Annotated in this window: 11 protein-coding genes; all 11 read left to right on the top strand. The window is 70.1% G+C overall.

Translation table 11 applies throughout. From position 1 onward, the window contains the following. Nucleotides 1–3 precede the first annotated feature (3 nt). The 11 genes from CYFUS_RS35470 (at nucleotide 4) to CYFUS_RS35420 (ending at nucleotide 13,363) form a co-directional block, all read left to right on the top strand. On the top strand, nucleotides 4–375 hold the full coding sequence (locus tag CYFUS_RS35470) for a protein CrdC (protein ID WP_095989250.1): 372 nt from the start codon (nucleotides 4–6) through the stop codon (nucleotides 373–375). Beyond that, nucleotides 372–2,171, top strand: a complete 1,800-nt coding sequence (locus tag CYFUS_RS35465) for a methyl-accepting chemotaxis protein (protein WP_095989249.1) — start codon at nucleotides 372–374, stop codon at nucleotides 2,169–2,171. Before CYFUS_RS35470 ends, CYFUS_RS35465 begins: the two co-directional genes overlap by 4 nt. Continuing rightward, complete coding sequence (locus CYFUS_RS35460; RefSeq protein WP_095989248.1) at nucleotides 2,168–4,018, top strand: methyl-accepting chemotaxis protein; 1,851 nt, start codon at nucleotides 2,168–2,170, stop codon at nucleotides 4,016–4,018. Before CYFUS_RS35465 ends, CYFUS_RS35460 begins: the two co-directional genes overlap by 4 nt. After that, complete coding sequence (locus CYFUS_RS35455; protein WP_095989247.1) at nucleotides 4,015–6,471, top strand: hybrid sensor histidine kinase/response regulator; 2,457 nt, start codon at nucleotides 4,015–4,017, stop codon at nucleotides 6,469–6,471. Before CYFUS_RS35460 ends, CYFUS_RS35455 begins: the two co-directional genes overlap by 4 nt. Nucleotides 6,472–6,540: 69 nt before the next feature. Next, complete coding sequence (gene cheB / locus CYFUS_RS35450) at nucleotides 6,541–7,599, top strand: chemotaxis-specific protein-glutamate methyltransferase CheB (RefSeq protein WP_071897501.1); 1,059 nt, start codon at nucleotides 6,541–6,543, stop codon at nucleotides 7,597–7,599. 7 nt (nucleotides 7,600–7,606) lie between these two features. Then, nucleotides 7,607–8,935 (top strand): CheR family methyltransferase, encoded by a 1,329-nt coding sequence (locus CYFUS_RS35445; protein ID WP_095989246.1) that lies wholly within the window; start codon nucleotides 7,607–7,609, stop codon nucleotides 8,933–8,935. 78 nt (nucleotides 8,936–9,013) lie between these two features. Continuing rightward, the gene (locus tag CYFUS_RS35440) at nucleotides 9,014–9,865 is read left to right on the top strand and encodes a tetratricopeptide repeat protein (RefSeq protein ID WP_095989245.1); all 852 of its coding nucleotides are present in this window, start codon (nucleotides 9,014–9,016) and stop codon (nucleotides 9,863–9,865) included. Next, nucleotides 9,862–9,993, top strand: a complete 132-nt coding sequence (locus CYFUS_RS54125; RefSeq protein WP_269770168.1) for a hypothetical protein — start codon at nucleotides 9,862–9,864, stop codon at nucleotides 9,991–9,993. The genes CYFUS_RS35440 and CYFUS_RS54125 overlap by 4 nt, the downstream gene beginning before the upstream one ends. Before the next feature lie 123 nt (nucleotides 9,994–10,116). Then, nucleotides 10,117–10,971, top strand: a complete 855-nt coding sequence (locus CYFUS_RS35435) for a 5'-nucleotidase (protein WP_232536992.1) — start codon at nucleotides 10,117–10,119, stop codon at nucleotides 10,969–10,971. Between the two features lie 121 nt (nucleotides 10,972–11,092). Beyond that, nucleotides 11,093–11,368 carry a 50S ribosomal protein L31 gene (rpmE, locus tag CYFUS_RS35430; RefSeq protein ID WP_095989243.1) on the top strand — a complete coding sequence of 92 codons (276 nt, stop codon included), beginning with the start codon at nucleotides 11,093–11,095 and terminating at the stop codon, nucleotides 11,366–11,368. A gap of 681 nt (nucleotides 11,369–12,049) precedes the next feature. Then, nucleotides 12,050–13,363, top strand: coding sequence for a transposase (locus tag CYFUS_RS35420; RefSeq protein ID WP_095987584.1), 1,314 nt, complete (start codon nucleotides 12,050–12,052; stop codon nucleotides 13,361–13,363). The last annotated feature ends 97 nt before the right edge of the window (nucleotides 13,364–13,460 follow it).

Raw genomic sequence — 13,460 nt, 5'->3', positions numbered from 1 at the left:
GCGATGCGGACGGACAGCCGTATCTCCGGCACGCTCCTGTGCCGTGCGGGCGAGGGCCGCGTGGCGTTCGCCGCGCATGAAGTGGCCTCCATCGAGTCTCCCGAGACGTTCGGGGGCTGGGCGGGCTCGGCCTGCGCGGCGTTCGCGGAGGAGTGCATCTCCGGGCGCATCCTCGTGGCCGCCTCGGGCGAGGCGGTGGGGGTGAGTGCGCTGGAGATCGACGCCGAGCCCTTCGCGGTCCTGCCCGCGCCGGCCCTGCTCGTGCGCGTGGCGGGGGGCAGCTTGAGGGGCTTCATCCAGGTGCGTGGCATGTTGTGGCCGGTGATGTCGCTGGTGGACTTCGGCCGTTTCCTGGCGCCCGGGGAGGCCGCGTGAGGGTGCCGAAGGATCTCAAGGGGCTGTCGGCGTGGACCCTGCGGCCGTCCTGGTGGGGCGGGGTGCTGGGCCTGTTGTTGTCGTTGCTGTACGGGTACGTCACGCACTCGCTGCCCCGCGAGGGCCTGGGGTTGTTCCTCGGGTTGGTGGGGGCGGTGATGACGATGAACGTCCTGCTGAGCTCCGCCCAGGAGCGGCACGCGCTGCGGGTGCTGTGGGCGCTGGAGCAGGGACGGCTGCCTCCGAGCCCGGACAACCTGCGCCGGGCGTTGCAGGAGGTCCGCCGCGTTCCCGGGCGCTCCTTCTGGTTCACCCTCCAGGGGTGGTTGGGGGGCACGCTGCTGCTGGCGGCGACCTACACCTCGCTGGCCGGAGTGCACTGGATGGTGGGCGTGCGCATCGGCCTGGTGGGGGTGTCGCTCGGGCCGCTGTCCTCCATGCTCGTCTATCTGCTGGTGGTGCGCCGCAGCCGCCGGGCCGCCGTGCTCATCGCGGACAAGGGCTTGTCGCCGCAGGAGGTCATCTCGGCCCTGCCCGCCGAGCGGTTGCGGCTGCGCAGGCGCCTGGTGTTGTTCACCGCCGTGGCGGTGCTCTGTCCGTCCGTCTTCATCCTCGACGTGTCGGTCAGCCGCACCATGGACACCTTCGATCAGATCCTCCAGACGAGGGATCCCCAGCAGCAACAGCGCGTGGTGCATCAGGCGCGCCGGGCCACGGGCCTGCCGCTGGGGCTGCTCGCCGGGTTGGTGGTGGTGCTGGTGCTGGGCACGGCGTACGTGGCGGGCACGGCGCTCGCCGAGCCGCTGCGTGCCCTGTCGGAGGATGCCACGCGCATCGCCCAGGGCGAGGTGCGCACCCCCCGCTTCATCCCCGCCGAGGACGAGGTGTGGGCCGTGTCCGCCGCCTTCACCCGCATGCAGGCGCAGCTCGCCCAGGCGCTCGTGCAATTGCAGCGCGCGGGGCTTCAGATCTCCTCCACCACCGAGCAACTGGTGGCGACGTCCGCGGATCAGGAGTCCGGCGCGGGCGAGCAGGCCGTGTCGCTCAACGAGACGCGCGCCACCACCGAGGAGCTGGCGCGCTCGGCGCAGCAGATCGCCGTCAACGCCGAGTCGGTGTCCGCCATGGCGGAGACGACCTTCGGGGCGGCGCAGAGCGGGCAGCGCAGCGCGGCGGCCTTCCTCGCCGCCATGCACCGCATGAAGGGCGACAACCAGGCCATCGCCGACGCCGTGGTGCGGCTCAACAAGCGGGTGCAGCAGATTGGCAAGGTGGTCGAGTTCATCAACGAGATCGCCGACAAGTCGGACCTGCTCGCGCTCAACGCCGAGCTGGAGGGCACCAAGGCGGGCGAGCCCGGCCGGGGCTTCTCGCTCGTGGCGGCGGAGATGCGCCGGCTGGCGGAGAACGTGCTGTCCTCCACCCTGGCCATCGAGCGGCTCATCGATGAAATCCGCGACGCCACCCAGGCCGCGGTGATGGCCACCGAGGCGGGGCTGAAGACGACGGAGCGGGGCGCGTCGCTGGCGGCGCAGGTGGACACGAGCCTGGGCCTCATCCTCGAGCTGGCGCGGCAGACGTCCCACGCCGTGCGCTCCATCTCGCTCGCCACCCAGCAGCAGCAGACGGGCACGGATCAGCTCGCCGCCGCCATGGGCGACATCCTGCGCGTGACGGAGGAGAACGCCGAGGCCACCCAGCAGATGGTGGCCGCCAACACGGACCTGTCCGCGCTCGCGCGCGACTTGAAGGCCACCGTGCAGCGCTTCCGCGTGGCGGATCGGGAGGGGGCATGAGCCGTCCCGTCTTGTCGTGGGTACACCGTCCCTTCAGCCGCCCCCTGATGGGCGCCATCGTCACCGCCAACGTCATCACCGCCGCGCTCGGCGCGCGCTACGCGCTGTTGACCGCCAGCCTGCGCCTGAAGGAGAGCCTGACGCTGTTCCTCTCCCTGATGGGCAGTTTCTGCCTGGCGGCCATCGCGGTGGTGTGGTTGCTGGCCCTGCGCCGGCTGCGCGTGCTGCGCGAGGTGGAGGTCCTGCGCCCTCCCGTGGCGCCCGAGCGCTTGAGCCAGGCCCTGCTGGAGAACCACCGGCTCGCGGACTTCGCCTTCGTCGCCACGCTGGTGGGGTGGTTGCTGGCCGCCGCGTTCGCCAACGTCGCGCTGTGGAGCCTGGGCGGGTTCACCGGCTCTCTCGTGGAGCTGCGCACCTGCCTGCCGGGCCTGCTCTTCGGGCCGCTCGCCGCGCTGCTCACCTATTGCATGGTCACCCTGCGCTCGCGCGCGGTGGGCTTGTACCTGTCGTCCCGGGGACTGACGCATCCGCAGGCCATCGCCGTGGCGCCCAAGCGCGCGCAGATCCGCCTGCGGCTCATCCTCTTCACCGCCATCGTCGTGGTGACGCCCGCGGTGTTCATCTGGGACGTGTCCTCGGTGCTCACCCACCGGGCCTACGATGAGCTGTTGGCGACGAGCCCGGAGCGCCAGGCGGCCCTGGTCGAGCAGCTGCGCATGGACGCCATCGAGGTGGGCGGCGCGATGTGCCTGCTCGTCTTCGCCGTGGCGCTGGCGGCCGCCTACCTGGGCGGCACGCTCCTGGGCCGACCCATGCGGCATCTCGGCGAGGCGGCCCACCACATCGCCGAGGGGGATCTCAGCCAGCCCCGCCTCATCCCCGCGGAGGACGAGATCTGGTCCGTCTCCGCCGCCTTCTCCACCATGCGGGCGCACCTGGCGGGCGTGCTCGCGCAGCTCCAGCGCGCCGGCAGCCGCATCGGCACCACCACCGAGGAGATCCTCGCCACCTCCTCGCGCTACGAGGCCGGGGCCGCCGAGCAGGCCAGCTCCCTGGATCAGACGAGCGCCACCACCGAGGAGCTGGCGCGCTCGGCGCGGCAGATCGCCGAGAACGCGGGAAGCGTGGCGGAGATCGCCCACAAGACGCTCGCGGCGGCCAAGGCGGGCCAGGCCAGCTCCGAGGCCTTCATGGAGACCATGAGCCGCATGCGTCACGACAACCAGGCCATCGCCGCGGCGGTGGCCCGGTTGAACAAGCGCGTGCAGCAGATCGGGAAGATCGTCGAGTTCATCAACGGCGTGGCCGACAAGTCGGACCTGCTCGCGCTCAACGCCGAGCTGGAGGGCACCAAGGCCGGTGAGGTGGGGCATGGCTTCTCGCTCGTGGCGGCGGAGATGCGCCGGCTGGCGGAGAACGTCATCGAGTCCACCAAGGAAATCGAGGGGCTCATCGAGGAGGTGCGCGATGCGTCGGGGGGCGCGGTGATGGCCACCGAGGGCGGCGTGCGCGCCACCGAGACGGGCACCACGCTCGCCCAGCAGGTCTCCGAGTCGCTGCGGCAGATCGTCGAGCTGGCCGGGAGGACCTCGGACGCGGTGCGCGCCATCTCGCTCGCCACCCAGCAGCAGCAGGGCGGCACGGATCTGCTGGCCGAGGCCATGGCGGACATCCTGCGCATCACCCAGCAGAGCCACAACGCCACCAAGCAGGTCATCGGCGCCAACGGGGATCTGTCCACGCTGGCCCGGGACTTGAGGAGCGTGGTGGAGCGCTTCCAGATCGACTCCTCCACTTCCTCTTCTTCCTCGTCCTCTTCCTCCTCCTCACCGGGAGTGCTCGGGTGAGCAGCGCGCGGGAGAAGTTGCTCAAGCAGTTCCGCGAGCTGGTGGGAGTGCGCCTGGAGCGCATCAACCGCCGCATCGTGGAGCTGGAGGCGGGAGCGAGCCTGGAGGCGGGCCGCACCGTGTTGCGCGAGCTGCACGGCCTCAAGGGCGAGGCGCGGATGATGGGCTTCGACGCCATCAACGCCGTCGTCCACGAGATGGAGGAGCTGGTGCGCTCCACGGAGCGCGTCGAGCATGCGCTGTCCGCCGGCTCCATCGACGCGCTCCTGCAGGCCGGGGACGCGGTGTTGGTGTTGTCCGGGGCCGCCGTGCACGAGCCTCCGCAGCCGCCTCCCGAGGTGGACAAGCTGGTGCGCTGGCTGAAGGACTGCACCCGCCTCGAGCAGTCCGGCCTCGCGGAAGCGGGGCAGGGGCGTGCGGCCCCCTCGTCCCGAGTGGTGCCTCCCCCCGCGACTCCCCCGCGCCCCGAGCCCTTGGAGCGGGACGAGGAGGAAGTCACTCCGGCCTGGGGCTCGGCGTCGCTCAACTTCGTGGCTCCGTCCCTGGTGTCGCGTCAGGCGCCCCCACCCACGATACCGTCCCCGCCCGTCGCTTCCCGGACGCCGGGAGGAGGCCGGATGGGAGGGGGCGAGCCCGCGCGCCCCGTGCCCTCGGCGGTCGTCACGGCCACCGCCGCCGCGATTGGCCGGATGCCGCCCGCGGCGCCCGAGCCTCCCGTCCGGGGCACGGGCTCCTCCCCCGCGGTCCGCCCGGGGGATCGCGCGGATGGCTCGGTGCGCATCGGCGTGGCGAGCCTGGATCGATTGACGAGCGCGGTGACCAACCTCACCCAGGTGTCGCGCCGCCGCGAGCTGGCCACCACCCGGCGGTTGGATCTGGCGCGCGAGCTGAGCCTGCTGGCGCGCGTCGCGGAGGACCTGGGCCCGGCGGGCGCGGAGCTGGCCGAGCGGCTGGGCCGCGCCAAGGAGCTGGCGGCCACCCTCCACCGCGAGGAGAAGCTGCTGGCCAACGAGGAGCTGAGGGACCTGGGCTACGTGGCCGACGAGGTGCAGCGCCTGCGCATGCTGCCCCTGTCGGTGCTCTTCGAGCCCTACCCGCGCATGGTGCGCGATCTCGGGCGCGAGCTGGGCAAGGAAGTGGAGCTGAAGGTGGAGGGCGAGGACACGCGCGCCGATCGGGCCGTGGTGGAGGCGCTGAGGGATCCGCTGCTGCACCTGGTGCGCAACGCCCTGGACCATGGCCTGGAATCGCGCGTGGACCGGGTGGCCGCGGGCAAGCACCCCCGGGGCAGGCTGTCGTTGGTCGCCGCGCGCGATGGCAACCGGCTCGTGCTCCGGGTGGAGGATGACGGCGTGGGCCTGGAGCCCGCGCTCCTGCGCCGGGCGGCGGTGCGCAAGGGCTTCCTGGACGAGGCCGCGGCGTCGGCGTTGACGGATCAGGCGGCGCGCGAGCTCATCTTCCTCTCGGGCTTCACCTCCCGCGAGGTGGCCACGGACATCTCCGGGCGGGGCGTGGGGCTGGACGCCGTGCGCAGCTCGCTCCGGGCGCTGGGCGGCGACGTGCTGGTGTCGTCCGAGCCGGGGGCGGGCACGCGCTTCGAGCTGCGGGTGCCCGTGTCCCTCACCGTCTCCCCGCTGCTCTTCGTGACGGTGGCCGAGGAGACGTTGTGCCTGAGCGCCGCCCATGTCTCGCGGGCGGTGAAGGTGGAGCCCGGCCACCTCAAGGAAGTGGCCGGGCGCGCGGTGCTGCAGGTGGATGAGCAGCCCATGCCCTTCGCCTCCCTGCGCTCCCTGCTCGGTCTGGGCGCCGAGCAGGGCCTGGACGAGGGCGCGCTGGTGCTCGTGGTGCGCAGTCAGGGCGCCATGGCCGCGCTCGCGGTGGATCGCGTCCTGGAGGAGAGCACCCAGGCCATCCTCCCGCTCAAGGGGCTGCTGGCCCACTACCCCCACCTCACCGGAGCCACCACCCTGGCGGATGGCCGGCTGGCCATGGTGCTGTCCGCGGCGCACCTCATCGCCAGCGCCCGGGGCCTCGCGGGCTCGCGCATCGCCCGCTCGGCCGCCGCCCCTCGTCCCGCCCCCGCCCCCCGCCGCCGCATCCTCGTGGTGGACGATTCCCCCCTGACGCGCGAGCTCATCTCCTCCCTGCTGGAGGCCGTGGGCTACGACATCCTCATGGCCACCGACGGAGCGGAGGCCCTGGACCTGCTCGCCCAGAATCCGGTGGACCTGGTCTGCACGGACCTGGAGATGCCGCGCGTGGACGGGCTCGAGCTGACCCGCCGGCTCAAGGAACACCCCACCCACAAGGTTCTCCCCGTGGTCATCCTCACCACCCGTGGCGGAGAGGCGGACCGCCAGCGTGGGCTCGCCGCGGGGGCGGACGGGTACATCACCAAGGGTGACCTGGTGCGTCAAGATCTCGTGGATGTGGTTGGCCGGCTGCTCGGCTGATGGCGCGATGCCGCATGTCGGGCCACATTGGCTATACTCCAGGGAGTGCGCACGGGGTATGGAAGTCACATGGGCAAGAAAGTGTCGGTGCTGGTCGTTGACGACTCGCACATCTGCCGACAGCTGATTTGCGAAGCACTGAGCCGGGATCCGGATCTGGAAGTGGTGGGAACGTGCGCCAACGGCCAGGAGGCTCTCGACGCGGCGAGAGATCTCCGTCCCCAGGTCATCACCATGGACGTGGAGATGCCGGTGATGGATGGGCTCACGGCCGTGGAGCACATCATGGCCGAGGTGCCCACGCCCATCCTGATGCTCACCGCGGATCCGCGGCAGCAGGCTCCGGAGCTCACGTGCCGGGCGTTGGAGATCGGCGCCCTGGCGCTGCAGATCAAGCCCTCCATCGACGCGGGCACGGAGGCGTGGAACCTGTCGCGCGAGGTGAAGCTCCTGTCCTCGGTGCGCGTCATCCGCCACATCCACAGCAAGCGTCGGCCGCCCCTGCCGGGTGGGGGCGTGGCGCCGCCCGCGCCGGTGGGCATGCCGTATGGCGTGCTCGCGGTGGCCAGCTCCACGGGAGGCCCCCAGGTGCTCTTCCGCATGGTGTCGGAGCTGCCGGCGGACTTCCCCACGCCCATCGTCATCGTGCAGCACATCAACGCCGCCTTCTCCGAGTCGCTGGCGGGCTGGCTCGCCAACTCCTCCAAGCTCAAGGTGCGGCTGGCCCAGGACGGTGAGCAGCTCCTGCCGGGCAACGTGCTCATCGCCCCGCCGGGCCAGCACATGTCCATTCCCTTCCGGGGCCGGGTGGCGCTGCGGCCGGGCGTGGAGCGTGACGGGCACATGCCTTCCGGCACGGTGCTGCTGGAGAGCGCGGCCAAGGCGTACGGACGGCGCGCCATGGGCCTCATCCTCACCGGCATGGGCGAGGATGGTGCGGACGGCATGCTCGCCATCAAGCAGGCCGGGGGCCTGACGCTGGCGCAGAACGAGGAGTCCTGCGTGGTGTTCGGCATGCCGGGCGCGGCGGTGGCGCGCAAGGCGGTGGATCATCTGGTCCACGGAGATGACGTGGCGAGCACGCTGGTGCGCCTGGTGCGCGGTGAGTCCCTCTCCGTGGGTCGCTGAAGCCTCGGTGGCGCCGCCCTCCCGCTCTCCCTTCGCTTCCATCCACGCGCTCGTGGCGCGCCGCACGGGCACGGCCCTGAGCGAGCTTCAGTGCCGGCGCATCGACGAGAAGCTGGCGGGGCGGGACGGCGGCACGAGCGCGCGCTACGTGCTCTTCCTGCAATCCCCCGCGGGGGCCGCGGAGCTGGCCGAGCTCATCGACGCCATCTCCGTGCAGAAGACGGAGCTGTTCCGGGACGAGGCCCAGCTCGAGGCGCTGCGCACGCACGTGCTGGTGCCCCTGGTGGCCCGGGCCCGCCGGCCGTTGCGGCTGTGGAGCGCGGGGTGCGCCACCGGCGAGGAGGTGGCCACGCTGCTGGTGATGCTCGCCGAGGCGGGCGCGGATCCGGCCAGCACGGTGCTGGGCACGGACATGTCGGAGACGGCGATCGCGCGCGCGCGCGAGCTGTGCTTCAGCTCGGAGCAGCTCCAGCGGGTGCCGCCCGTCATGAGGGATCGCTGGTTCGTGCCCCTGGGCTCGGGTCGCCACTCGCTCGTCGGACACTTGAAGGATCGCGCCAGCTTCCTCGTCCACAACCTCATGGAGCCGTCCTACCCCTCGACGGTGGAGGGGCGGGGCTTCGACATCATCGTCTGCCGCAACGTGCTCATCTACTTCACCCCCGAGTCCTTCACCCGGGTGGTGGAGTCGCTCGCCGAGCGGCTCGCGTCCGAGGGGTTGCTGGTGCTCTCCTCCGCCGAGCCGCTGCTGAGCGCTCCGCCGAGCCTGCGCACCCTGCGCTACGCGGACGCGTTCTTCTATGGCCGCGCGCCCCCCGCGGCTTCGCCCGGTGGCCCAGCCTCTTCCTTGTCGGGTCTGTCCGCGGTGCGCCCCTCGCAGTCGGGTCTGCCCGCGGTGCGCCCCTCGCAGTCGGGTCTGTCCGCGGTGCGTCCCTCGCAATCGGGGCTTCCCGCGGTGTCTCCCACGAGGCCGGACGCTCCGTCGGAAGCCGCTCGCGGCGAGGACTCCGTGCATCGGGAGGCCGATGCGCTCTTCAGCCAGGTCCTGGACGCGGTGGGCAACCAGGGTCAGCCGGATCCCCAGACGGAGGAAACCCTGCGGCGGTGCCTCTTGTTGGATCCGAACCTGGCCGCGGCGCGCTATCTGCTGGGCCTGGTGTTCGAACAACGCGGCGCGTGGGCGGAGGCCGCGGGCGAGTACCGGCGCGCGCTGCGCTCCCTGGAGGAGGGCAGGGCGCGCGCCACTCCTTTCTTCCTCAACAACTCCCGGCTCCTGGTGGCCTGCGCGCGGGCCATCGAGCGCGTGGAGCGGGCCACTCCCCCGACGTCGCGTTGAGGGGCGGACAGGTGGGCCTCCCCGGAGCGTGAAGAAGCACACGCGCGCCGGGACTTTGCCCGATAGGATGCGCCGCCTATGCGAAGGCTTGCCCTCATCGCCCTCCCTTTCCTGCTCTCGGGCTGCTTCTACCCGGCGGCTCGCGGACGCGCGCTGGAGACCCGGCTCGATCAACTCGATGCCTCCCAGGCGCAGATCCAGGCGGAGCTGAAGCGCACGCGCGAGCAACTCGACGCCACGCTGCCGCTCATCGACGAGAAGATCGCCCAGGTGTCCAAGGCCCTGGAAGGTCTGGACAAGGCCTCGCGCCGCTCGGGCGCGGACATCGGCATCCAACTGCAGAAGACGGTGGAGGACCTGGCCCAGTTGCGCGGTCAGGTGGAGACGTACGTCTACAAGATTGGCGAGCTGGAGGCGGCGCTCGCGAGAACGAGCCAGGACACCGACAAGCGGCTGCTCGAGCTCAAGGGAGAGCAGGCGCTCAAGGAGGCCGAGGCCCGCAAGAAGGCCGAGGAGCTCAAGCGTCCCACGGACAAGAAGGAGTTCCTCGTGCTGGCCCAGGACAAGGCCAAGGCCGGTGACGTGGCGCTCGCCCGCCAGCTCTACGGGGAGTTCCTCAAGAAGTGGCCCAAGGACGCGCTCGTCGCCGAGGCCCACTTCGGGCTGGGCGAGAGCTACTTCGCCGAGGACAAGTGCCGCGAGGCCCTCTTCGAGTACGGCAAGCTGCTGCAGGAGCACCCCAAGGCGGACTCCACGCCGGAGGCCTACCTGCGCTCCTCGGAGTGCTTCCAGAAGCTGAAGATGCAGGACGAGTCGCGGCTGGCGCTCGAGGAGCTCGTGAAGGGCTACCCGAAGTCCGAGGCGGCCAAGACGGCCAAGACGCGGCTCGCGGAGCTGGACAAGGCCAAGAAGAAGGGAAGCAAGAAATGAGCAGGCGACCGTTGCTGCTGGCGCTGTTGGCGCTGCTGCTCTCGCCCTGGGTGGCCGGGGCGGAGCCCAAGCACGTGGTGCTCCTCTTCACCGGAGACAATGGGGGCGAAATCGCCCCCTGTGGTTGAAGCCACAACCCGTCTGGCGGTCTGGCCAGACGAAAGACGGTCTTCTCGCGGGAGCGCGCGAAGGGGCCGGTGCTGGTGCTGGATTCAGGAAACGCTCTCTTCAAATCACCCGCTCCCGGAGGCATGGCTCGGGAGAAGGAGCGGGCCGTGCTGTTGCTCGAGCAGATGGATGCCCTGGGCACCGCGGCCATGGCCGTGGGCGCGCGCGATCTCACCCTGGGGGCCGACTTCCTCTCCCAGACGGTGAAGGGCAGGAAGCTCAAGCTGCTGTCCGCCAACCTCGTGGACGCGGAGGGCAAGCCCCTGTTCGCCGCCTCCACCGTGGTGACGGTGGGTGGGGTGAAGTTCGGCGTGGTGGGCGTGTCGCCCTCGGGCCCGGTCTCCACGGCCAAGGGGGTGAAGGGCCTGCCTCCAACCAAGGCGGCCCTCTCCGAGGCGCGCCGGCTGCGCGAGCAGGAGAAGGTGGACGTGGTGGTGGTGCTCGCGGCGCTTCCCCAGGCCGAGCTCCAACCCCTGTCGGTGCAGGTGGGTACCACGGTGGACTTCCTCCTCCAGTCCCACGAGGGCCAGGCGTTCCTGCCCCAGCGCAACGACTTCGCCGTGCTCCTCGGGGGGGGAGAGCGGGGCCGGCAGGTCGCCCGGCTGGAGCTCTCCGTGGAGGGGAAGGGCCCCTTCCAGGATCTCTCGTCCGCCGAGCGGGCCCAGCAGGGCATCAAGCTCGTCGAGGAGAACCTCCAGCAGGCCCGGCGCAGCCTCGCGGCCGCGAGGGACGAGACCGTCCGGGCCTCGTGGCGGGAGACGATTGCCAGCCTGGAGAAGCGTGTCCAGGATCTCACCCTCGAGGCGAAGCTGGTCGGGAAGGCGGGCGAGCGCACCTTTCGCTTCTCCTACCTCCAGCTGGGGAGCGACGTGGTGGATGATCCAGCGGTGAAGCGGCTCGTGGAGCGAATCGAGTCCCCTGGGTCCGCATCTCATTAGAAGGGACAGGGCCCGGTCACGGGCCTTGTGCCCCGCCCGGCGCGCCGTTATAAGCGCCGGCCTACCTCGAAAACGCCAGACCTCCCACCTTGGGGTGGGGGCAAGGCGCAGGGAGTTGAACATGAAGCCCGATCTGCACCCGGTTTACGCCCCGTCTCGCATCACCTGTGCGTGCGGCAATGTCGTCGAGACGCGGTCCTCGCGTGGCTCGTTCGCGGTGGAAGTCTGCTCGAACTGCCACCCCTTCTTCACCGGCAAGTACAAGCTGCTCGACACCGCGGGTCGCGTGGAGAAGTTCCGCAAGAAGTACGCCGCGAAGCCCGCCGAGGGCGCCGCGGAGGGCGCTGCCCCCGCCGCCGCTCCCGCCAAGAAGGGCGGCAAGAAGGCCGAGGCCTGATCGTCTCGCCCTTGTAGTCCGTCGTCACCGCCGAGCACGGCGCCGGAAGTCCTCCCCGAGGGCTTCCCGCCGTGCTCGCGGCGTTTGGGGGGGAGTGCTCAGAGCTACGTGTGAGAGGCCGCGCTGACGGCCCTGCGCGGGGAAGCCATTCCCCTGCCCAACCAACTCGTGCAACCCGCCGGGGGCTGACGCGCCACGGCACTCCTTCCCACCTGTCCTGAGCTGACCGGGTGCTGCGGTGCTTGTCGCATTTCGGTGAACGCCCCCCTCGCGCCCTTCTATTCGTCGTCAAGCGCTTCGACCACGGGGCTCGGCGAGCATTTACGCTAAGTGCTCGTTTCAAAAATGAACCCACTGGGTCAGGACAGGTAACCCAGTTCACCTTGCTCGGAGAGGGTTGTGTGCGCTGTGCGGCTCGCTCTCTGCCGCTAACGTCACCTGCCTCGACAGGTCCATTTATGAAACGAGCTCTAAGTTCGAGTTTCGCACTTTTGATGCGCTGAGAGAGGAAGAGAAGAAGGGGCTGAAGAGTGGGCTGCTCCTCATGCGAGCTGGCGGCAGGAGGGCGAGCAGGAGGGGCGAGAGGCGCCGCAGGACGTTAGAAGTCATCCACTGCAAGCTGATGGCGGAGGTGGGGAGCGTCGAGTCGAGCTGGCTGTCCCCTCTCGCCAAGGGGACACCATGTTCTTGCCGGATTCCTTCCTCCAATTGCTCCTGGCGCTGGGCGCCACCATGAACGCGCCCACGCGGGCCTCGTGGGTGACGGTGGTCAAAGGCTGGCTGTTCGCTGGACGCCGCACTCTGACGGGGGTCCTGGTGGCCGCTGGAGCCGTGGGCGACAAGCACCACTCGGCCTATTACCGGGTTTTCGCCACCGCCCGCTGGAGCCTGGATGCATTGGGCCTGGCGCTCTTCGCCCTGGCCAGGCCCTTGCTTGAACCGGGCGCAGTGCCCCTCACTCTGGACGATACCCTGGCGCGCAAGCGGGGCGTGAAGATGTTTGGCACGGGCATGCACCATGACCCGTTGGCCAGCAGTCGCCAGTGCGCTGTCCTCAGCTGGGGGCACTCGTGGGTCGTGCTGGCCGTGCGCGTGCAACTGCCTTGTGTTCCAGGCCGCTATTTCAGCCTGCCGCTCCTCTTCCGCCTTTATCTCAATCGCAAATCCGCAGCGCGCTGGCGCCTGACTTATCGCACGCGGCCCCAGCTGGCTGTCGAAATGCTCAAGTGCTTGAGCAAGGGAGTGCCCGAGCGACGCTTTCACGTGTATGCCGACTCGGCCTACGGCGGACAGAGTGTTCTGGCCCATCTCCCTGACCGGTTTGACCTCACCAGCCGAATGCCATTGGATGCCCGGTTGCACGCCCCTGTCCCCGCGCGCCGGACGACGACTCGGGGTCGGCCTCGCCGGCGTGGGCCTCGCTTGCCCAACCCGGAACAAATGTTGGAAAAGCAGAAGGCGCGGCACCTGACGCTGCGACTGTATGGACGTCAAGACAAGGTGCGTGTCGTCGAGGGGCTGGTGTATTGGTACAGCGTTCCCAACCGTCTGCTCAAGGTCGTCGTCGTCGAGCCCCTGACGGGAAATCGACCCGTGCAAGCTTTCTACTCCACCGTCTCCACACAGACGGCGGAGGAGGTGTTGCAGGGGTACGCCGGACGATGGTCCATTGAGGAAGCCTTCCAAGGAAGCAAGAGCCACCTGGGTTTCGAGGAGCCGCAGGGTTGGAGCCGCTTGGCGGTGCGGAGAACCGCTCCTATGGCCATGCTGCTCTACAGCCTGACCGTGCTGTGGTTCGCCAGAGAAGGGCACACCCACTACGAGCCTCCCTTCCGCCCCTGGTACCGCCACAAGGTGCGCCCTTCCTTCGCCGACATGCTCACCACCTTGCGCTACGCCTGTTTGCGCTCGGCATTTTCTGCGACCCCGCGCGATGAGCAGGGTCAACAAAAACCGCTCCTCCTCCTCCCGGGCTCCTCCCAAGCGGCGGCTTGAGCCTCGCCAGAAAGTGCGAAACTCGAACTAAGGACCTGGAGGACACGGTCGGGGGCGCCGCTGAGCACGAGGTTGGTGCACCGCTGGAGGAAGACGC

It is taken from the genome of Cystobacter fuscus (genome assembly GCF_002305875.1).
Classification (GTDB): Bacteria; Myxococcota; Myxococcia; order Myxococcales; family Myxococcaceae; genus Cystobacter; species Cystobacter fuscus_A.
The sequence above is the reverse complement of the archived record's forward strand: the minus strand, read 5'-3'. Positions and strand labels throughout refer to the sequence as shown.